At 66.1% G+C, this 20,932-nt stretch carries 13 protein-coding genes; 10 read left to right on the top strand and 3 right to left on the bottom strand.

Features of this window, described 5'->3' with window-relative positions; genetic code table 11:
* Window positions 1–3: 3 nt before the first annotated feature.
* The gene (locus RBA40_RS31720; protein ID WP_306652760.1) at window positions 4–519 is read left to right on the top strand and encodes a MarR family winged helix-turn-helix transcriptional regulator; all 516 of its coding nucleotides are present in this window, start codon (window positions 4–6) and stop codon (window positions 517–519) included.
* Between the two features lie 14 nt (window positions 520–533).
* Here RBA40_RS31720 and mdtH read toward each other — a convergent pair whose 3' ends face one another.
* A complete protein-coding gene (mdtH, locus tag RBA40_RS31715) occupies window positions 534–1,733 on the bottom strand; it encodes a multidrug efflux MFS transporter MdtH (protein WP_306652759.1) in 1,200 nt (399 codons plus the stop codon).
* 96 nt (window positions 1,734–1,829) lie between these two features.
* Here mdtH and RBA40_RS31710 point away from each other — a divergent pair, with 96 nt between their 5' ends.
* Window positions 1,830–2,726, top strand: a complete 897-nt coding sequence (locus RBA40_RS31710) for a LysR family transcriptional regulator (protein ID WP_306652757.1) — start codon at window positions 1,830–1,832, stop codon at window positions 2,724–2,726.
* Between the two features lie 165 nt (window positions 2,727–2,891).
* Here the strand turns inward: RBA40_RS31710 and RBA40_RS31705 are convergent, their stop codons facing one another.
* Both RBA40_RS31705 and RBA40_RS31700 read right to left on the bottom strand, forming a co-directional pair.
* Window positions 2,892–3,971 (bottom strand): ABC transporter ATP-binding protein, encoded by a 1,080-nt coding sequence (locus tag RBA40_RS31705; protein WP_306652755.1) that lies wholly within the window; start codon window positions 3,969–3,971, stop codon window positions 2,892–2,894.
* Window positions 3,972–3,979: 8 nt separating this feature from the next.
* Window positions 3,980–7,759, bottom strand: a complete 3,780-nt coding sequence (locus tag RBA40_RS31700) for a GH36-type glycosyl hydrolase domain-containing protein (RefSeq protein ID WP_306652753.1) — start codon at window positions 7,757–7,759, stop codon at window positions 3,980–3,982.
* A gap of 232 nt (window positions 7,760–7,991) precedes the next feature.
* Here RBA40_RS31700 and RBA40_RS31695 point away from each other — a divergent pair, with 232 nt between their 5' ends.
* From RBA40_RS31695 to RBA40_RS31660, 8 genes are read left to right on the top strand one after another with little or no spacing between them, the layout of a single operon-like run.
* Window positions 7,992–9,032 (top strand): LacI family DNA-binding transcriptional regulator, encoded by a 1,041-nt coding sequence (locus tag RBA40_RS31695; protein WP_099877586.1) that lies wholly within the window; start codon window positions 7,992–7,994, stop codon window positions 9,030–9,032.
* A gap of 18 nt (window positions 9,033–9,050) precedes the next feature.
* Window positions 9,051–11,918, top strand: coding sequence for a TonB-dependent receptor (locus tag RBA40_RS31690; RefSeq protein WP_306652750.1), 2,868 nt, complete (start codon window positions 9,051–9,053; stop codon window positions 11,916–11,918).
* A gap of 12 nt (window positions 11,919–11,930) precedes the next feature.
* Window positions 11,931–13,355 carry a glucoamylase family protein gene (locus tag RBA40_RS31685; protein WP_306652749.1) on the top strand — a complete coding sequence of 475 codons (1,425 nt, stop codon included), beginning with the start codon at window positions 11,931–11,933 and terminating at the stop codon, window positions 13,353–13,355.
* Window positions 13,352–14,626, top strand: coding sequence for a sugar ABC transporter substrate-binding protein (locus RBA40_RS31680; protein ID WP_306652748.1), 1,275 nt, complete (start codon window positions 13,352–13,354; stop codon window positions 14,624–14,626). The genes RBA40_RS31685 and RBA40_RS31680 overlap by 4 nt, the downstream gene beginning before the upstream one ends.
* The gene (locus RBA40_RS31675) at window positions 14,623–15,501 is read left to right on the top strand and encodes a carbohydrate ABC transporter permease (protein ID WP_306652746.1); all 879 of its coding nucleotides are present in this window, start codon (window positions 14,623–14,625) and stop codon (window positions 15,499–15,501) included. The genes RBA40_RS31680 and RBA40_RS31675 overlap by 4 nt, the downstream gene beginning before the upstream one ends.
* Window positions 15,498–16,331, top strand: coding sequence for a carbohydrate ABC transporter permease (locus tag RBA40_RS31670; protein WP_306652744.1), 834 nt, complete (start codon window positions 15,498–15,500; stop codon window positions 16,329–16,331). The genes RBA40_RS31675 and RBA40_RS31670 overlap by 4 nt, the downstream gene beginning before the upstream one ends.
* Window positions 16,328–19,408 carry a discoidin domain-containing protein gene (locus tag RBA40_RS31665; RefSeq protein WP_306652743.1) on the top strand — a complete coding sequence of 1,027 codons (3,081 nt, stop codon included), beginning with the start codon at window positions 16,328–16,330 and terminating at the stop codon, window positions 19,406–19,408. The genes RBA40_RS31670 and RBA40_RS31665 overlap by 4 nt, the downstream gene beginning before the upstream one ends.
* The gene (locus RBA40_RS31660; RefSeq protein ID WP_306652741.1) at window positions 19,405–20,805 is read left to right on the top strand and encodes a GH1 family beta-glucosidase; all 1,401 of its coding nucleotides are present in this window, start codon (window positions 19,405–19,407) and stop codon (window positions 20,803–20,805) included. Before RBA40_RS31665 ends, RBA40_RS31660 begins: the two co-directional genes overlap by 4 nt.
* The last annotated feature ends 127 nt before the right edge of the window (window positions 20,806–20,932 follow it).

Genomic DNA, 20,932 nt, shown 5'->3' with positions numbered 1-20,932 from the left:
GTTATGGATACTGAGCGAGCGCCGGACGCGGTCGACGCGATCCTTGCACAGTGGGGCCGGGAGCGGCCCGATCTCGATTGCGGTCCGATGGGCACCATCGGGCGCATCAAGCGTTGCGCCGCGTTATTGCAGCGCAGGCAGGACGAAGTGTTTTCCGCCTACGGGATGACCAGCTGGGAATTCGACGTGCTGGCCACGCTGAAGCGTTCCGGAACACCCTACCGGATGGCGCCGACGGCCCTGTTCTCCAGCCTGATGATTACCTCGGGCACAATGACGCACCGCCTGAAGGGCCTGGAAACGCGCGGCCTGGTACTGCGCGTGCCCCATGGCGACGATGCGCGCAGCGTGCTGGTGCAACTGACAGCGGATGGCCTGGATCTGATCGACCGCGCCGTGACGGCCCATGTAGCGAACCAGCATCGCCTATTGGGCTCGACCGCGGCGGCCGACCTGGCCGCGCTCGACGCCGCCCTGTCGCGCCTGCTGGGCGTGCTCGAGCCCGGCGCGCAGGACTGATGCGCCAGGGGCAATCAAGCACGCGCGCGCTGCCAGGAGGCGGCGCGGAAGAACTGGTGCGCCAGTGCGGCCAGGGTAAGGCAGCCGACCGCGCACAGCACCATCCAGGGCAGGCCCGGCAGGCCCAGCGCCTTGCCCGCGTCAAGCAGATATCCGCCCCCGACGTAGCCAAGCAGACCGCCCAGCGCCAGTCCGATCCTGCTCAGCCCGATGTAGCTGGCGCGCGCCCGCACCTGCGCATAGCGCGCCACGATGGCCTCGCGCGCGGGCTCGGCGATCAGGCCGCCGACAAAGAACAGCCCCAACACGCCAAACACGCCGATCGTGCCCGATACCAGCGTCATGGCCGCAAGGCTGGCCGTCATCACGCCGATTCCGAGCAGCAGGCGTGCCTCTTCGCTCAGGTAGCGTTCGCCCAGGCGTGCCATGGGATAGAGCAGCAGCACGGCGAGCAGCGCATCCATGCTGTACATCCAGGCCACGGCCTTGGTGGTCCCGGTCACGTGCGTCAGCAGCACCGGCAGCAGCAGCATCAGCTGGACCTGCAAAACGTAGTAACCGCTCAGGGTCAGCACCAAGGTCAGGAATGGCTTGTCGGCCAGCGGAACCCGGATCGCCGCCAGCGCAGCCGTGCCGGGAACGGCGACCCGGTAGGCGGGCAGCGCCAGCGCATTGACCAGCGCCGCCAGCAAAAACACCGCGCAGCCGCCCATCGCGACCCAATAAAAATCCAGACCGAGCAGGAACGTGCCGAGCAGCGCTCCCAGCACGGCCGCCGCGCTTTCGAGCATCATCAGCAGCGCGTAGAAGCGGCTGCGCTCGGCCGGACGGGTCAGTTTGACGACCAGCGCCCCGCGCGCAGGTTCGAACAGGCTTCCGCCCAGCCCGGACAGGATGCAGGAAACGAACAGGTGGGCCGGGCTGCTGGCGTAGGCAAGTACCGCAAAACCGGCTGCCCGCAGCAGCATGCCGCCCACGATCATGGGCTTGGCGCCAAACCGGTCGGAGAGCGAACCGCCGAGCAGCCCCAGCCCCTGTTGCGACACTTGCCGCAAGCCGAGCGCCAGGCCGACCGCCGCCGCGGCCCATCCGAGCTGATCGACAAAATGCAGGCCGATGATGGGGAAGACCAGATAGAAACCGGCCACCACCAATACATTGTCTATCACGATAAAGCGCTTGCCGCGCAGCCTGGCGCCGCTTGTTCCTGCCATGTTCCTGCTCCCACGTCATCGATGAATTTTCATCTTAGGCAAGAACAAGACGGGACAGAAGATGCCTAATTTAAATGTTTGATATTGGATATTTTTATGTCTTTGAATTTCGACGATCTGCGTCTGCTGATTGAAATCGTGGAATACGGCAGTTTTACCCAGGCCGCCGCGCGCCGCCGCTGGTCGCAGCCGCAAGTGAGCCAGCGGGTGGGCGCGCTGGAAGATCAGGTTGGTGTACAGCTGTTTCGACGGCACCGCCGTGGCGCCGTCCCCACCGAAGCCTGCGTCACGTTCCTGCCGGCCGCGCGCGCCGCGCTCGCTGCGCTCGACCTTGGATTGCGCTCGGTCCAGGGCGTGCCCGCACTGCCGAAAATGGGCCTGGCGTGTGTGCCGTCGCTCGCGTCCATGCTGTTCGGCCCGATCCTGCTGGCCCTGGCGCAGGCGCCGATGGAAATTCGCTGTACCACGAATCACTCGCCGATCATCATGGACATGCTCCTCACCGATCGTGCCCAGCTTGGCTTTGTATTGCGATGCCCGGCGATTGCCGGCATCGAGTTGGAACGCATTTGCGTCTCGCCCATCATCGCCGTGGTGCATCGCGATCATCGGCTCGCGCGCTCGCCCGCTTGCGTGCTGGCCGATATCGCGAACGCGCAGCTGGCCCCGCAATTCTGGGGCCCGCAATGCGATGAATTGATCGGACGCCTGCATGCGTATCGCACAACGAATATGCCGATTCATGCGATCCAGCCGGCCAGTGCCGCACTTGAGCTGGTGCTGGAGCATGGTTTCCTGACATTCATGCCTGAGATGGCGGTCGCGAAACAGTTGCAGGACGGGAGTCTGGTCAAACTCGATATCGCCGACTTGCCGCTGTGGGAGTGGGAAGTCATGATGGCGTGGCGTAGCGGGAAGCGCGTGGATGCGAGCAAGCAGATGGTGTTGCGGGTCGTGCGGGAGATAGCGGCAGCTTGGACCCCAGGCAAGTAGTCTTTGCCCCACGTTTGCGAAAGCCCGCGCCAGTGTCGTACGAGGCGCTCAACGCTGTAGCCACCCCAGAGAGCTAGCCGTACGTAAGCTCATATCATGCGTCTCTTCCACTGGCGTGTTTGATCCTTGTTGGCGGTCGTCAGAAGGTTTGGACAGGCAGGCGCTCTAAGGCCGGCACCTTCTGCCGTTTTCGCCGAATACATGGATACGCGCCAGCGGCGCACCGAGTGCCAGATGCTGGCCCACCTCCCAAGCGGTATCCGGGTCCGCCCGCACCACCACCTGCTCGGCGCTGCCGTCCACGCTGGCGTACAGATACGTTCCTTCCCCCAGCCGTTCGACCGCGAACACGGTCGCCGGGATGCCGTCCGTCGCACCGGTCACGATGTGCTCGGGCCGTATTCCCAACGTGACATGCGCACCCGGCGTCATTGGCGCGCCCACGCACACCATCAGCTGCGTGCCGCCGGCCAGCGCCACCACCGCCTGGCCCGCGTTCCACTGGCGGATTTCGCCGCGCAGAAAATTCATCGGCGGCGCACCCAGGAAACCCGCCACGAACAGGTTGTCGGGCCGGTGATACAGCTCCAGCGGCGCGCCCACCTGTTCCACGCGGCCGGCGCGCAGCACCACGATGCGGTCGGCCAGGGTCATCGCCTCGACCTGGTCGTGCGTCACATAGATCATGGTGGTGGCCAGGGTGCGGTGCAGCCTGGCCAGTTCGATGCGCATCTGCACCCGCAGCGAGGCGTCCAGGTTCGACAGCGGTTCGTCGAACAGGAACACGGCCGGCTGGCGCACGATGGCGCGTCCGATCGCCACGCGCTGGCGCTGGCCGCCCGACAGTTCCTTGGGCCGGCGCTGAAGCAGCGCTTCGATCTGCAAGGTGTGCGCGGCCTTGCGCACGGCTTCGTCAACCTCCGCCTTGCGCTTGCCGGCCAGTTTCAGGGCAAACGCCATGTTCTCGTACACGGTCATGTGCGGATACAGCGCGTAGCTCTGGAACACCATGGCCAGCCCGCGCTGCGCCGGCGGCACCTCGTTGACGCGCGCGCCATCGATCAGGATATCGCCGTTGTCGATGTCTTCCAGCCCGCAGATGGCGCGCAGCAGGGTCGACTTGCCGCAGCCGGAGGGGCCGACAAAAACCACGAACTCGCCATCGGCGATATCGAGGTCGATTCCATGCAGGACCGCCTGCGCTCCGTACGACTTGCGAATGCCTGTCAGCTGTACTTGTGCCATGCGTGACCTCAGGCCGCGCGCAGCACGATGACCACGCGGTGCGCGGCGCCATCGGCCTTCATCGGGATCATGGCCGCTCCGCCTTCAATCGGCGCTTCCTGGCCGTCGAGCGAGGCTGCCACCACCAGCGCGCCGTCGCCGATGGCGTCGTTGATCACTTCGATGTGGTAGCTGGTGGCGCCGTCCGGCAGGCGGTAGCGGATGCTGAAACGCGGCCACGCCGCCGGCACCACCGGCTTGATGCGGATCGCCGCGCCGCCCACCAGCGTAAAACCGAGCACCGATTCGAGCGCGACCCGGTAAGCCCAGCCGGCCGAACCGGTGTACCACGTCCAGCCGCCGCGGCCCACGTGCGGTTCGGCGCCGTAAATGTCGGCCGCGATCACGTACGGCTCGACCTGGTAGCGCGCCACCGCTTCCGGCGTGAGCGTGTGGCTGATGGGGCTGAGCATTTCGAGCAGCTGCGCGGCGCGCTCGTTGCGGCCCGCTTCGGCCACCGCGCGCACCGCCCAGCAGGCCGCGTGCGTGTACTGGCCGCCGTTTTCGCGCACGCCCGCCACGTAACCCTTGATGTAGCCTGGGTCCTGCACGGTGTGGACAAAAGGTGGCGTGAGAAGGCGGATCAGGCCATCGTGGTCCGCCACCAGGCGCTCTTCCATCGCGTCGAGCGCCATCTGCGCGCGCTCTTCCGGCGCCGCGCCGGAGATCACGGCCCAGGCCTGGGCCAGCGCGTCGATCTGGCATTCGTCGCTCTGGCTTGACCCCATCACCGCGCCGTTGTCGTAAAAGGCGCGCCGGTACCATGCGCCATCCCAGCCGTCGCCATTGAGCGCACCGGCCAGATGGTCGCGGTAGGCGCTGTAGGCATCGATGCGGGCGCTGTCGCCACGCTTTTCGCACGCCGGCAGGAAGTCGCTGATGATGCGGAACAGGAAAAAGCCCATCCACACGCTCTCGCCGCGGCCTTCGCGCCCGACCCGGCTCATGCCGTCGTTCCAGTCGCCGGTGCCCATCAGCGGCAGGCCGTGCGCGCCTTTTGTCAGCGAGCGGTCCAGCGCGCGGCAGCAATGCTCGTACACGTCGGCGCTCACGCCCGTCGCCTGCGGCTGCAGGAATACTTCATCTTCGCCGTCTTCCAGTTGCGGCGCGCTCAGGAAGCCCTCGACTTCATCGAGCACGCTCCAGTCGCCGGTGGACTTGAGATAGAAGGCGGTAATGTAGGGTAGCCACAGCAGATCGTCCGAAAAGCGCGTGCGCATGCCTTTCTCTAACGGGGCGGGGTGCCACCAGTGCAGCACGTCGCCTTCCACGAACTGGTGCGCGGCGTGCAGGCAGATCTGCTTGCGCGTCATCTCGGGCAGGGTGTAGATCAGGGCACTGGCGTCCTGCAACTGGTCGCGGTAGCCGAATGCGCCGCCCGACTGGTAAAAGGCCGAGCGGCCCCAGATGCGGCAGCTCAGGTTCTGGTAGGCCAGCCAGCCGTTGACCATCAGGTCGATCGCCGGTACCGGGGTGGCGATTTCGATGGCGCCGACGGTGTCGAGCCAGAACTGGCGCACCTCAAGCAGCGCCTGGTCGACCGCAGCGCCGCTGCGGTAACGCCGCACCAGCGCCTGCGCGTCTTCGCTGGAGGTGGTCTCGCCCAGCAGCACGGCAAATTCGACCTGCTCCCCCGCGGCGATGGTCAGGCGCGCCTGGAACGCGGCGCACGGATCGAGACCGGGGCCGGTGCGCCCGTCCAGGCGCGCCTCGCCCAGCGCGGCAGGACGGGCGGTGGTGCCCTGGGGGCCGATGAAGGCGGCGCGGTCGGCGCTGTGAAAGCTGGCGCTGGCCGGCGGCGCGACCAGGGCGGCGAAGGTCACGCCGTCCGCGAACGGGCCGGCCATGCGGTTGGTGGCCAGCAGCACGCCGGCGTCCCACGTGGTGCAGATGTGGCGCGCGCTGTCCGCTGTGGCGCCCAGCACCAGTTGCTGGAACGAGAACAGCGACAGGGTGCGGCTGCGCGCATCGGTATTGCGCAAGCGGATGCGCACGATCTTGAGCGGGTCGTGGCGCGGCACGAACACCGTGCATTCCTGCTCGAAGCCGTAGCTGGCATGACGGAAGGTGGTGTAGCCGAAGCCGTGCACCGCTTCGTAGCCGGCGGCGGCCGGCGCCGGGCCGGGCATGGGCGACCACCAGCTGCCGTCGTCCTCGTCGCGCAGGTACAGCGCTTCGCCGTGCGGGTCGCGTACCGGATCGTTGAACCAGGGCGTGAGCCGGTGTTCGCGGCTGTTACGGCTCCAGGTGGTGCCGGCGCCGGTTTCACTCACCAGTACGCCCACCTGCTCGTTGGCGATCACATTGGTCCAGGGCAGGGGCGGGCGTGACAGGCCCGTGGCGCCGTCCCAGGCGAGCCGGATCACATATTCCTTGCCGTCGCTTGAGAAGCCGCCGTCGCCGTTGAAGAACTGCAGCGGCGCGGGTTCGGCGTCGTCCTGCGCGTGCTTGCGCTGCGGTGGACGGGGAGGACGCAGGATGCTGGCGCGCGGCGCGAAGTCCGGCAGTTCGCCCTTGACCACCATGCGCGCCTGCGCGCTGATGCGTTCCAGGTCGGCGCTCAGCACCTGCATCGGGTCGAGCAGGGTGACCGGGCCTTGCAGGCCGGGCCAGTCGGCGGCTGCGCCGACCAGCACCAGATGCAGGGGCAGGGCCAGCGCCTCCCAGTAGCGCGCCGCGTCGAGCAAGGCTTGCGCGTGCGGGTCGCGCGCACCGATCGCGTGCACCACGCACAGCACGCGTTCCTTGGGCAGGCCCAGTTCGTCGGGGACGGCATCGCCGGACACACGCGCGTCGCCCGGGGCGCGCAGGGCGCTCTCACCATACAGGATGGCAGCGGCTAGCGCCTCGGCATAGGCGGCTTGTTCGGTGTCCAGCGCCAGCGCGGTCAGGAGGGCGGCGCGCCGTTCGCCCGCCGTGCGCGCCGCCAGTTCCGGCGATGGCGCGCTCGCCAGCAAGGCCAGCGCGGCATCGCGGTTGCCCGCCGCGCCCAGGGTGAAGGCGATGACGGCATTCGCGTCCGGCGCCAGCGTCACGTTACGGCGCAGGCTGAACGAGGGATCGAGCACATTGCCGGCGGTGCCAGACAGCGGCTCGCTCGTCGCCAATGCGGCTGGCGCGGCCAGGCTGCGGCCACGCCCGATGAAGCGTTTGCGGTCGGTCTCGATACCGGCTTCCTCGCCCCCGCTGGCGGCATGCACCAGCCAGATGCATTCCTCCCCGGCGCCGCGCGGACGGCGCCGGGCCAGCACAGCGCCGGATGCCGGAACCGATTCGGTCTGCACGAACAGCTTGGAAAAGGCGGGATGCGCGGCTTCGGCCTCGCGCTTGTTCAGCACCACTTCCAGATAGCTGGTGACCTCGATGCGGCGGGTCCGCGTACCGGTGTTACGCAAGGTCAGGGTGCGCAGCTCGACGTCGCTTTCCGGCGCGACGACGATGTCGAGCCGCGCTTCGATGCCGAGGTGGCGGCAGGTCAGCCACGCGCCGCCATCGTCGCTGCCGAAGCCATAGCGGGCGCCGGCTGCGGTGCAGGGCTGGGCGCCGACTGACCAGAACTCGCCGCTGTCGAGGTCACGCAGGTAGATAAAGTAGCCGTCGCCATCTTCCACCGGGTCGCCCTGCCAGCGCGTCAGCGCATGCTCGCCGAGGTCCGTCGCGCCGGTTCCGGCAGCCGAGACGAGCACCCGCAAATGACCGTTGGAGAGAAAGCGGGCGCCGGCGGCTGGGCTGAATGGAATCGGAGTCATGGGCAGGGAAAGGTGGTTTTCATTGGGCAAGACGCAATGTAAGCGGTTACATCGTGATAAATTTTACATGACATCGATGTTGAAACTGTGAAATTTCGACCATTCGCCATACTTTTTTCAATGAAAAATTTACAAAAAAACCACGGTGTGATGAGCCCGATTGCGGTACATTAATAAAAATGTAATCGGTTACCGGATTTCTATGCACGAGGAATGACGAGGTGGCGTTTTTATGGCGGTAACGATCAAGGATGTGGCGCGGGCGGCGAATGTGTCGGTCGCATCGGTGTCGCGCGCGTTGAACGGCAGCGGCACCGTCACCGAGGAGACGCGCAAGCTGGTGCTGGCTGCCGCGCGCAGTTTGCGCTACATCCCGCATAGCGGCGCGCGCAGCCTGTCGACCAGCCGCACCCAGACCATCGGCGTGGTGCTGCCGGACCTGCACGGCGAGTTCTTTTCGGAGCTCATTCGCGGCATCGACATGGCGGCGCACCGGCGCGGCCTGCACCTGCTGGTATCGAGTTCGCATGGCGACGCCGGCGAAGCGGCACTGGCCATGCGCGCCATGAGTGGCCGGGTCGATGGCCTGATCGTCATGTCGCCCCATGTGGACGCCGGTTTTTTGGCCGACAACCTGGCCGACAGCCTGCCCATCGTGCTGCTCAACACACGCGCCACCGGCCACGATTGTTCGGCCCTGGCGGTCGACAACCATGGCGGCGCGGCCGACATGGTGCAGCACCTGGTCGAGATGGGGCACCGCAGCATTGTCATGATCGCCGGGCCGGCGGACAACTTCGAGTCGCAGGAGCGCCTGCGCGGCTTTCGCGAGACCATGGCGCGCCTGCTGCCCGGCGTGCCGGCGTTCGAGCCGGACGTGCTGCGCGGCGACTTCGGCGAGGAATCGGGCTACCGCGCGGGCCAGCAGCTGCGCGCCCTGAAACGCCTGCCGGACGCGGTATTCGCCGCCAACGACATGATGGCGATCGGCTGTCTGTTCGCGCTGGGCGAGGGCGGTCTGGTGGTGCCGCGCGATATCGCGCTGGTCGGCTTCGACGATGTGCCGACGGCGCGTTTCGTCGCGCCGCCGCTGACCACCGTGCGGGTACGGATCACCGAAATGGGCAGCCGCGCGCTCGAATGCCTGGCCTTTGAAATCGAAAACCCGCAGGGAACGAAGAAAACCGTGCAGGTGGTGCAGACGGAACTGGTGGTGCGGCGCTCGTGCGGCGCGCATGCGCAGGGCGGCGCGGATAACAACATTAAAGAATAAATACAACTGGAGAAACGCATGAAGATGAAAGCAGGCGTGCGCGAACTGCGCCGGGCATTGGTGGGACTGTCGGCGGTGGCCATGCTGGCCGCCCCGCCGGCGCAGGCGCAGTTAAGCAGCGCCACCATCAAGGGACAAATCACGCAGAGCGGCGCGCCCGCGGCGCCGGCCACGCTGGTCGTCGCCAGCAACACGGCCACCGGCTACAACTACCGCACCACCACCGCCGCCGACGGCAGCTATGTGCTCACCGGCCTGCCGCCGGGCGAGTATGCGATCAAGGTCGGTGGCCAGACCACGGAAAAGCTCACGCTCGCGATCGGCCAGACCGCCTCGCTCGACCTGTCGGTGGGTGCGGCCGATCCGGCGAATATGGCGCAGGTGGTCATTTTGGGGTCGGCCGCGCGGCGTGACGTCAAGACCTCGGAAGTGGGCACCAGCGTGTCGCGCGCGCAGATCGAAAGCCTGCCTCAGGTGTCGCGCAACTTCCTCGCCTTTGCCGACCTGGCGCCGGGCGTGCGCTTCGACGTAGAGGCCAAGACCGGCTACGGCTCCCTGCAGGGCGGTTCGCAGAACCCGGATAACGTGAACGTCTTCATCGATGGCGTCGGGCAGAAAAACTACATTCTGCGCGGCGGCATGTCCGGGCTCAACTCGTCGCGCGGCAACCCGTTCCCGCAGTCGGCGGTGGCCGAGTACAAGGTGGTTTCGCAAAACTACAAGGCCGAATTCGATCAGGTCAGCTCCACCGCGATCACGGCGATCACCAAGTCGGGCACCAACCAGCTACATGGCGATGTGTTTTTCGACCGCACCGGCGCCAACCTGACTGCATACGATCCGTTCCAGAAGAAGCGGAAGGAAGAGGGCGTGGACCGCCCGCGCTACTCCCAGAAGCAGTACGGCGCAACGCTCGGTGGGCCGATCAGGGAAGACGTGATGCATTATTTCGTCGCCTACGAAGGCAAACGGATCGACACGCCGCGCCAGGTCGTCGCGCAGCGCCAGGACTTGCTGCCGAACGCCGGCATCGTGCCGTCCCTGCTGGCGCAGGCCGGATCGGCCACCTCGAAGTTCAAGGAAGACCTGGTGCTCGGCAAGCTCACCACGCGTATCGGCGAAGACCACCTGATCGAACTGTCCACCCGCATCCGGCGCGAGAACGACCTGGTGCCGGAAGACTTCAAGCTGTCGGTGCCGGGTAACGAGAAGGACCGCAAGAACGACGAAACGCGCTTCGACCTGAAACACGAATTCACACGCGGCGATTTCCTTAACGAAGCGCGCATCGGCTACGAAAAATTTCACTGGAATCCCAGCGCCGCGCAGTCGACGCCCTACGTCAAATACGTGGTCTCGCCGAGCAACGAGACCAAGAACGTGGTCGATGTGCTGTTTACCGGCGGCTCGCCGGACTCCCAGGACCGCATGCAGAAAGGGCTGTCGTTCAGCGACAGCCTGACCTGGACGGGGTTGGCCGGCCACACGATCAAGGGCGGGGCCAAGGTCAAGAAGGTCGACTTCGATCTGTATGGCACTTCGCGCAGCATCGACATCCGGCGCGAGATGATCGACAACGTGACCGGCGTGCCGCGCGCGTTTGAGATTTTTCCAGCCCTGGCGCCCACCGGTGTGAGCTACGTCGACCGCCAGTACGGCATCTATCTGCAGGACGACTGGAAAGTGACCAAGCAGCTCGAACTCAATGTCGGCCTGCGCTGGGATTACGAGACGAATATGCTCAACGACAGCTACGTCACGCCAGCCGACCGCGCGGGCGTGTTCGGCAAGCAGGACCCGCGCGCGGGCGCGCCTGCGGGCCAGACCTATGCGCAGTCGCTGGCCAAGGGGGGCGTGACGATCGGCGACTACATCAGCACCGGTTCGAACCGCAAGTCGTTCAAGGATGCATGGCAACCGCGCGTGGGCATGTCGTACGACGTTTTCGGCAACAGTAATACCGTCATCTTCGCCGGCGCCGGGCGCGCCTACGACCGCACCATCGCCAACGCGGCGCTGGACGAACTGCAAAAGAATGCGCAGCCAGGCGGCGAAATCTGGCTGATCCGCAGCGAACACGAACTGCCGTACACCGACCAGTTCAGCATTGGCGTGCGCCAGGCGCTGGGCGCGTGGAATACCGAAGCCGGTGCGACAGTGTCGCGCAGCCGCAACCAGTTCAACTGGTTCGGCGGAAACCGCGACGTCAACGGCGGCTGGGGCAATGCCAGTCCGACCGATCCGATGTTCAGCTCCGTGCCCGGTTACGGCACCCTGATCCTGGGCGACTTCATCTCGCAGGCAAAAACCTCGTCGGCCTACCTGAAGGGCGACAAGCCGTTTTCGACCACGTCCGGCTGGGGCCTGGCCGCCACCTACACCTATTCCAAAGGCGAGACCACCAACAAGGAGTGGACCAACGATCTTTTCAACTGGACCTACGGGCGCTATGCCAATGCGTGGAATCCGTCGACCAACGTCGAGCGCCACCGCCTGGTGATGGCGGGGATGAGCGACCGCCTGCTCCCGTTCGGGATCATGCTCTCGTCCAAACTCACGCTGGGCAGCGGCCTGCCGTACCGCATTACCGACTGCTCGAAGGGCTTCAATTCCTGCGTGTCGCGCAAGGGCGATGGCGGCTCGTTCCGTGAAGTGGACCTGGCCATGGCCAAGGATATCGGGGTCGGTTTCGGCAAGGTCTCGCTGCGGCTCGACGTTCTGAACGTGTTCAACACGATTAACTACGCCGGCTACGACGCCTGGGGCGGTGGACCGACCACCAACAATCCGAACTATCTTGGCGGCGACAACGTCAAGCTGGGAACGCCGGGCGAGGTTGGCGGCCCGATGCGCACGGTCAAACTGAGCGCGCGCTACGCATTTTAATAAGGGAAGTAGATGAGAAAACGCTTGATGCCGATGGCGGCGCTGGTTGGCGCCATCGCGACGATGCCGCTGGCGCCGGCCGAAGCGGCGCCGGCCAGCACCGGTCCGGCGGCCGCGCTGCTGGACGACCTGTCCGAACGCACCTTCCGCTTTTTCTGGGAGACCGCCAATCCGGCCAACGGTCTGGTGCCGGACCGCTATCCGTCGCCGTCGTTTTCCAGTATCGCGGCGGTCGGTTTCGGCCTGACGGCGTACCCGATCGGCATCGAGCGTGGCTACATCACGCGGGCGCAGGCGCGCGAACGCGTGCTGACCACCCTGCGCTTTTTCCGCAATGCGCCGCAAGGCAAGCAGGCGCAGGGCATGAGCGGCTACAAGGGCTTTTTCTACCACTTCCTGGACATGAAAACCGGCGCGCGCAGCTCCAACTCGGAGCTCTCGACGGTCGATACGGCCTTGCTCATTGCCGGCGTGCTGCACGTGCAGTCGTATTTTGATGGCGCCGACAAGCAGGAGACGGAAATCCGCCGCCTGGCCGACGAACTGTATCGGCGCATCGACTGGCAGTGGGCCCAGGCGCGCCCGCCCGCCATTGTCCTCGGCTGGCATCCGGAAACCGGCATGCTGCCGTACGACTGGCGCGGCTACAACGAGGCGATGCTGGTGTACGTGCTGGCGCTGGCGTCGCCGACCCATCCGGTCGACCCGAAGGCGTGGGACGAGTGGACCAGTACCTACGACAAGACATGGGGCACCTCGTGGGGCCAGGAGCACCTGGGGTTCGCCTCGCACTTCGGACACCAGTATTCGCACGTGTGGATCGATTTCCGCGGCATCCAGGATGCTTATATGCGCAAGCGCGGCATCGATTACTTTGAAAACAGCCGGCGCGCCACCTACGCGCAGCAGGCCTACGCAATCGCCAATCCGCTCGGCTGCAAGGGTTACGGCGCCAAACTGTGGGGCGTGACGGCCAGCGACGGCCCTGCCGATGCGACCATCACCGACGGTGGCGTCAGGCGCAAGTTCCGCAGCTATGCGGGGCGGGGCATGGGCAAGGAACATGCCGACGATTGCACCATCGCCCCGACGGGCGCGGCGGCGTCGATCGCGTTCGCGCCGGAGATCGCCATTGCGGCGATTACCGACATGCACGCGCGTTACGGCAAGCAGATCTACGGCAAATACGGCTTCCTCGACGCCTTCAATCCGAGCTTCGACTTCGGCATCAAGCTGGCCAACGGACGGCGCGTGCCCGGCTTCGGCTGGATCGACACCGACTACCTGGGTATCGATCAGGGCCCGATCCTGGCCATGATCGCCAACCACCGCGACGAATCGGTCTGGCGCGTCATGCGCGGCAATCCGGTGATCCGCACCGGCTTGCGCCGCGCGGGCTTTACCGGCGGGTGGCTGGAGAGCGAGGCCAAGCCATGAATTTGCGGCGGCGCCACTGGGTTGCCGGTTCGGCGCTGGCGCTGCTGCTGGCCGGCTGCGAGCGGCGCAGCGGCGGCCCGGTGGAGCTGCGCCTGTGGGCCATGGGGCGCGAGGGCGAGGTGGTCAAGGAGCTGCTGGCCGACTTCGAGCGCGCCAACCCCGGCATCCGCATCAAGGTACAGCAGCTGCCCTGGCTGTCGGCGCAGGAAAAGCTGCTCACCGCCTTCGCGGGCGACGTCACGCCCGACCTGTGCCAGCTGGGGAACACGTGGATACCGCAGTTCGCGGCACTGGGCGCGATCGAGCCGCTGGGCGACCGGATCGACCGGCCCGACGGCGTAACTAGCGCCGACTATTTTCCCGGCATCTGGGCCTCGAACCAGATCGACGCCCAGCTATTCGGCGTGCCCTGGTATGTGGACACGCGCCTGATCTACTACCGCAAGGACTTGCTGCTTGACGCCGGCTTCGCCAAGGCGCCCGTCAGCTGGGCCGAATGGACCGAAGCGATGCGGGCGGTGAAGCAGCGCAGCCCGCAAAACTACGGTGTGCTGCTGCCGCTCAATGAATACGAGCAGCTGCTTTCACTGGCGCTGCAACAGGAGGCGCCGCTGCTGCGCGAAGGAGGGCGCTTCGGCGACTTTCGCCACGCCGATTTTCGCGCAACGCTGCAGTTCTACCTCGACCTGTTCATGAACGGTCTGGCGCCGCGCCTGTCGGCCACGGCGATTTCGAACGTATGGGACGAATTCGCAAAGGGCTTTTTCGCGTTCTATATCTCAGGCCCGTGGAATATCGGCGAATTCAAACGCCGCCTGCCGCCTGAGAAGCAGCACACATGGATGACGGCGCCGCTGCCGGGACCGCGCGGCGCCGGTGCGTCGGTGGCCGGCGGCGCCAGCCTGGTGGTGTTCAAGGCGTCGCAGCACAAGGAAGAGGCGTGGAAGGTGGTCGAATACCTGTCGCAGCCCGCCGTGCAGCGCCGTTTTTACCAGATGACCGGCAACCTGCCGCCGCGCCGCAGCGCGTGGAATGATCCGGCACTGCAGGACGACCCGTATTCGGCCGCGTTCCGCGAGCAGCTCGAACGCGCCAAGTCGCCGCCCAAGGTGCCGGAATGGGAGCGCATCGGCACCGAAATGCGCATCGTGACCGAAGCGCTGGTGGCGGGGCGCATGACGATCGAGCAGGCCGTGACGGAACTCGACGCCCGCACCGACCGCATTCTGGAAAAACGCCGCTGGATGCTCGATCAGCGGGGCCGGGCATGAAGACCGGCCGCGCCGCGTGGTGGATGGTGGGGCCGCCGCTGCTGGTGATCGGTGTGTTTTTCTTCGTTCCGGTGCTGGCCGCGCTGGCGATGAGCATGACCGACTTCGACCTGTACGCGCTGGCGGACCTCAAGAACCTGCGCTTCATCGGCCTGGCCAACTATGCGGAGCTGCTGCAAACGCCGCTGTTCTGGAAAGCGCTGGGTAACACGCTGTTCTTTGTGGTGGTCGGCGTGCCGCTTTCGATCGCCGCCTCGCTCGGCGCGGCGCTGCTGCTCAATTCACGGCTGGCGTGGTTCAAGCCGCTGTTTCGCACCGCGTTCTTCGCGCCGGTGGTGACGTCGATGGTCGCCGTCGCCGTCATCTGGCGCTACCTGTACCACTCGCGCTATGGCTTCATCAATTACGGGCTCGATCTGGTGGGGCTGGCCCCGGTCGACTGGCTGGGCGATCCGCGCTTCGCAATGCCGTCGATTATCCTGTTCGCCGTCTGGAAGAACTTCGGCTACAACATGATCATCTTCCTGGCCGGCCTGCAAAGCATACCGGGCGACCTGTACGAGGCGGCCGAACTCGATGGCGCGCGCAGCGTCGCCATGCTGCGCCATATCACCTTGCCGGCGCTGGCGCCGACCATGTTCATGGTCAGCATCCTGACCATGGCCGGCTACTTCCAGCTGTTCGCCGAGCCATACATGATGACCGAAGGCGGGCCGCTGCAAAGCACCGTCAGCGTGTTGTACTTCATGTACGAGCAGGGCTTCAAGTGGTGGAACCTGGGCAGCGCCACGGCGGTTGCCTTCATCCTGTTCCTGCTGATGTTCGGCGTGACCATGCTGCAGATGCGTGTGGCCGGGCGCGGGCTGGAAGAATGAGCGCGCGCACCAGTACCGTGCCCCGGCGCGTGTTCGTGAACGCCATGCTGGCACTGTGCGCGCTGGTGGCCATGTTTCCGCTGCTGTGGATGACGTCCGTGTCGTTCATGGCGCCTGGCGAGGCGAGCCACTTTCCGCCGCCGCTCCTGCCGCGCCAGGCGACGCTGGCCAATTACATGGAGCTGTTTTCGCAGGTCGGCATCGGGCGCTATTTCCTCAACAGCCTGATGCTGGCACTGGCCGCCACCATGCTGTCGCTGGCGTTCAACGTGGGCGCGGGCTATGCGTTCGCCAAGCTGCGCTTTGCGGGACGCGAGCGCATCTTCAAGCTGCTGCTGGGCGCATTGGTGATTCCGGGGCAGGTCGCGATGCTGCCGCTGTTTTTGATCATGAAGCAGATGGGCCTCGTAAATACCTACATCGGGGTGCTGGTGCCGGCGGCGGCCAGCATCTTCGGCATTTTTTTGGTGCGCCAGTACGCGCTCACCATTCCGGACGCGCTGCTGGAGGCGGCGCGGCTCGATGGGGCCAGCGAGTTCCGCATCTTCCGCTCGATCGTGCTGCCGCTGCTGGCACCGATTCTGGTGACCTTGGCGATCTTCAGTTTCCTGGGCAGCTGGAACGACTTCATGTGGCCGCTGATTGTCCTCACCGACAAGGACCTGTACACGCTGCCGGTGGCGCTGGCGTCCCTCTCGCGCGAGCATGTGCAGGATAACGAAATGATGATGGCCGGGTCGGTGCTCACCATCCTGCCGGTGCTGCTGCTGTTCCTGGTTTTGCAGCGCTACTACATTCAGGGCCTGCTGGTGGGGAGCGTAAAGGGATGAGACTGTGGCCGCTGCTGGTGTGCACGATGATGAGCGCCCAGGCGCAGGAGCGCATCCTGGACGACTTCGAGCAGCCGCTCGCGTGGAAGACCGTGGTGTCGGATGGCGTGAGCGCGGCCGCATCGGCGGCGCCCGGCGTGCAGGGGCGGGGCATGCGCTTCGATTTCGACTTCGGCAGCGCCGCCGGCTACGCCGCCGCGCGGCGTGCGCTGCCGCTCGAGTTCGACGGCGACTATGCGATCTCGTTCTGGCTGCGTGCCGATGCGCCGGTCAATAACTTCGAAATGAAACTGGTCGGCGCAAGCGGCGACAACGTGTGGTGGGTCAACCGGCCGAACTTTGCCATGTCGCGCGAATGGCAGAAGGTCACCTTCAAAAAACGCCATATCGATTTCGCCTGGGGCCCGATCAAGGACCGCACGCTGCGCCGCACGGAACAGATGGAACTGGTGGTCAGCGCCGGGCGCGATGGAGGGCGCGGATCGGTCTACATCGACGACCTGCGCATGCGCGCCATCGCGCCCGCCGGTCCGCCGCCGGAACCGGTCATCTCCACCACGCCAGGCGCGATCACGGTGGACTATGGCGTACCGCGCGAATTCGGCGGCATGGTGCTGCACTGGGCCGACGGGCTGCACGCCGCACGCTACGATGTGGCGTTCTCGAACGACGGCAGCGCCTGGCGCACGGTGCGCAAGGTGATCGATGGCACGGGGGGCGCCGATCCGCTGCTGCTGGGCGAGTCGGAGACACGCTATGTGCGCGTGACGATGCACGACGCGGGGGCGCACCGGCATCGGCTGGAGCGGATCGAACTGAAGGACCTGGCGTACGGCGCGTCGGCGAATAGCTTCTTCCAGGCGCTGGCGAAGGATGCGCCGCCCGGACACTACCCGCGCGGGATGTCGGGGCAACAGAATTACTGGACCGTGCTCGGTGTCGATGGCGGCCGCGAGACGGGGCTGATCTCGGAAGATGGCGCCATTGAGGCGGCGCGCGCCGGATTCACGATCGAGCCTTTTGTGGTCGAGGATGGAAAGCTTGCCACGTGGGCCGATGTGACGATGTCGCAGTCGCTCCAGGATGGCTACCTGCCGATACCGTCGGTCACCTGGGCGACGCGGCGCTGGCAGCTGCGCACCACCGCTTTTGCGCAAGGTACGTCATCCAGTTCCCAGCTCATTGCACGCTACGACCTGGCCAATACGTCACCGGCGGCGATCTCGCTGCGGCTGGTACTTGCGCTGCGCCCTTTGCAGGTCAATCCGCCGATGCAGTTTTTGAACACGCCGCCCGGCGTGAGCCCGATACGCGCGCTCGCGTGGCATGGCGACAGCTTTGCCGTCGATGGCGCCACCCGCGTGTGGAGCCTTGTCGCGCCTGCATTGGCCGGCGTATCCTCGTTCGACAACGCCGCGATTCCGGCGCGCTTGAATGGCGACGGCTGGAGCGCGGTGCGGCAGGTAAGCGACCAAGCCGGGTTCGCCTCCGGCGCGCTGGCATATGACGTAACGCTGGCGCCCGGAGCGAAGGCGGTATTTGGTCTTGCCTTGCCGCTCAACGGCCAGCCGGTTGCTCCCCAACTGACCGGCGTCATACCGGAGCAGTGGCTGACGGCGATGCAGGAGGAAGTCGCGGGCCAGTGGCGCGCGCGCCTCAACCATGTTTCGATCAGCGTTCCGCCCCCGGCGCAGCCGCTGGTGGACACCTTGCGCTCGTCGCTGGCCCACATGCTGATGACGCGCGACGGCGCGGCGCTGATGCCGGGCACGCGTTCGTATGCGCGTTCCTGGATCCGCGACGGCGCCATGATGTCAGAAGCACTGCTGCGGCTCGGGAACGACAGCGTCGCGCGCGACTACGCCAACTGGTTCGCCCCGTACCAGTTCGCGAACGGGAAAATTCCCTGCTGCGTGGACCGGCGCGGGTCCGATCCGGTGCCCGAAAACGACAGCCAGGGCGAGTTCATTTTTCTGGTGGCGCAGTTGTGGCGCTACGCGCATGACCGCACCCTGGTGGAGCGGCTCTGGCCGCGCGTGAAGGCAGCGGCGGCCTACATGGAACAGCAGCGCCAGTCGGAACGCGGCGCGGCCAATCGTGCGCCGGCGCGCCGCATGCTGCATGGCTTGCTGCCGGCGTCGATCAGCCACGAAGGGTATTCGGCCAAGCCGATGCATTCGAACTGGGATAATTTCTGGGGCTTGCGCGGCTACCGCGACGCCGCCATGCTCGCCACGGTGCTGGGCAAGCCCGCCGACGCCGCGGGCTTGCGCGCGCAGGGCGATCAGTTCGAGCGCGAGCTAATGGCGTCCCTGCGCCTGACCGCCAGCACGCACGGCATCGGCTACCTTGCCGGCGCGGCGGAACTGGGCGACTTCGATCCCACATCGACCACCATCGCGCTCTCGCCGGGCGGGTTGCAACAGCGCCTGCCGCAAGACCTGCTGCACGGGACCTTCGAGCGCTACTGGCTTGAGGCGGTGGCACGGCGGGACGGGCGGCGCGAGTGGACGGACTACACCCCGTATGAATTGCGCAACGTGGCCGCCTTTGTGCGGCTGGGATGGCGCGATCGCGCGCACGAACTGCTCGATTTTTTCATGCGCGACCGCCGCCCGGCCGCGTGGAACCAGTGGGCCGAAGTGGTCGGACGTGACGCGCGCGAGCCGCGCTTTGTGGGCGATATGCCGCATGGCTGGATTTCGTCGGACTTCATCCGTTCCGCGCTCGACCTGTTTGCCTATGAACGCGAATCGGACCAGTCGCTGATCGTCGCTGACGGTATCCCGGCGGCGTGGCTCGATGGCCCCGGCGTTGGCGTGCGCGGACTGCGCACCGCCCACGGCCCGCTCGATTACACGATGAAGGCGCAAGCGGACGGCGTCAGCATGACGATTGCAGGTAGCATGCAGGTGCCGCCCGGCGGCTTGATTCTGCGTGCGCCGGATGCGCGCTGGCGTGCGGCGCACACCACCATCAACGGCAAGGCCGCGCGCTGGCGCGGGGGCGAACTGCGCGTTGCCGCGCTACCGGCCACCATTTTCATCGCAGTCAAGACCACCAAGGGAAAACCATGACGAACGCAATTGTATTTCCCAAGCACTTCCTGTGGGGCGCATCGACGTCGGCCTACCAGATCGAAGGCTCGCCGCTGGCCGATGGTGCGGGGCCGAGCATCTGGCAGCGCTTTGCGCATTCGCCGGGCAATATCCGCGATGGCGACACGGGCGACGTGGCCTGCGACCATTACCGCCGCTCCGCGCAGGATGTGGCGCTGATGCGCGAGATCGGCCTGCAGGCTTACCGCTTCAGTATCTCGTGGAGCCGCGTCATGCCGTCGGGGCGTGGCGCGGTCAACCCCATCGGGATCGGTTTCTACGACGAACTGGTGGACCGCTTGCTGGCGCAGGGCATCAAGCCCATGGCCACGCTGTTCCACTGGGACCTGCCGGAAGCGCTGGATAACCAGGGTGGCTGGCTCAATCGCGACATCGCCGACTGGTTCGCCGACTATGCGCGCGTGATGTTCGACCGGCTCGACGACCGCGTCACGTCGTGGGCCACGCTGAACGAACCGTGGGTGGTGTCCGACGGCGGCTACCTGAACGGCACCCTGGCGCCGGGGCACCACAACCGCTTCGAGGCGCCCATCGCGGCGCACAACCTGATGCGCGCGCATGGCGCGGCGGTCAAGGTTTACCGCGAGGTGGGCAAGCACGAGATCGGGCTGGTGGTCAATCTGGAACCCAAGTATCCGGCCAGCGACAGCGTGGCCGACCAGGAGGCCGCCGCGCGCGGCCACGCCTACATGAACGGGCAATTCCTCGATCCGGTGTTTTTCGGACGCTATCCCGAGAAGATGAAGGACGTGTACGGCGACGCCTGGCCCGAGTGGCCGGCCGAAGATTTTGATTTGATCCGCCAGCGGCTCGACTTCATCGGCGTCAATTACTACACGCGCAGCGTCACGCGCGACGAAGCGACAGCGTATCCGCTCAGGGCGGTGGCGGTGCGCCAGCCGCAGGCCACCTACACGGAAACCGGCTGGGAGGTGTACGCCAAGGGCCTGAGCGACACGCTCGAATGGGTCGCTGCGCGTTACGGCAATCCGCCGCTGTACATCACCGAGAACGGCGCGGCGTTTTTCGATCCGCCGGTGGCCGAAGGAGGGCGGGTGCACGACCCGCTGCGCGTGGACTATTATCAGAAGCATCTGCGCGCGATCCACGAGGTGATCCGGAAGGGCGTGGACGTGCGCGGCTACTGCGCCTGGTCGCTGCTCGACAACCTGGAATGGGCGCACGGCTTCTCCAAGCGCTTCGGCATCGTGCATGTGAACTTTGCGACCCAGGAGCGCACGCTCAAGGACAGCGCCTATTTCTATCGCGAGGTGATCGCCACCAACGGCGCCGTGCTCGATGGCGTGCCGGCGCGGCCGTCCGCATGGAACGGGGCGGCCATGTGGACCGAGTGACCGGCTGCGCCGGCAAACCTTGTTGCCTAACCGGCCGGTGACGATTAGGCGGCAGGGAAGAACTGCTTGAACAAGACTTGGGACCCGGAGCCATACGGCCGGTGCCGAGCGAACACACCCGTGCTTC

This window comes from Massilia pseudoviolaceinigra (genome assembly GCF_030846505.1).
Lineage (GTDB): Bacteria > Pseudomonadota > Gammaproteobacteria > Burkholderiales > Burkholderiaceae_D > Telluria_A > Telluria_A violaceinigra.
This window is presented reverse-complemented; position numbering and strand designations above follow the sequence as displayed.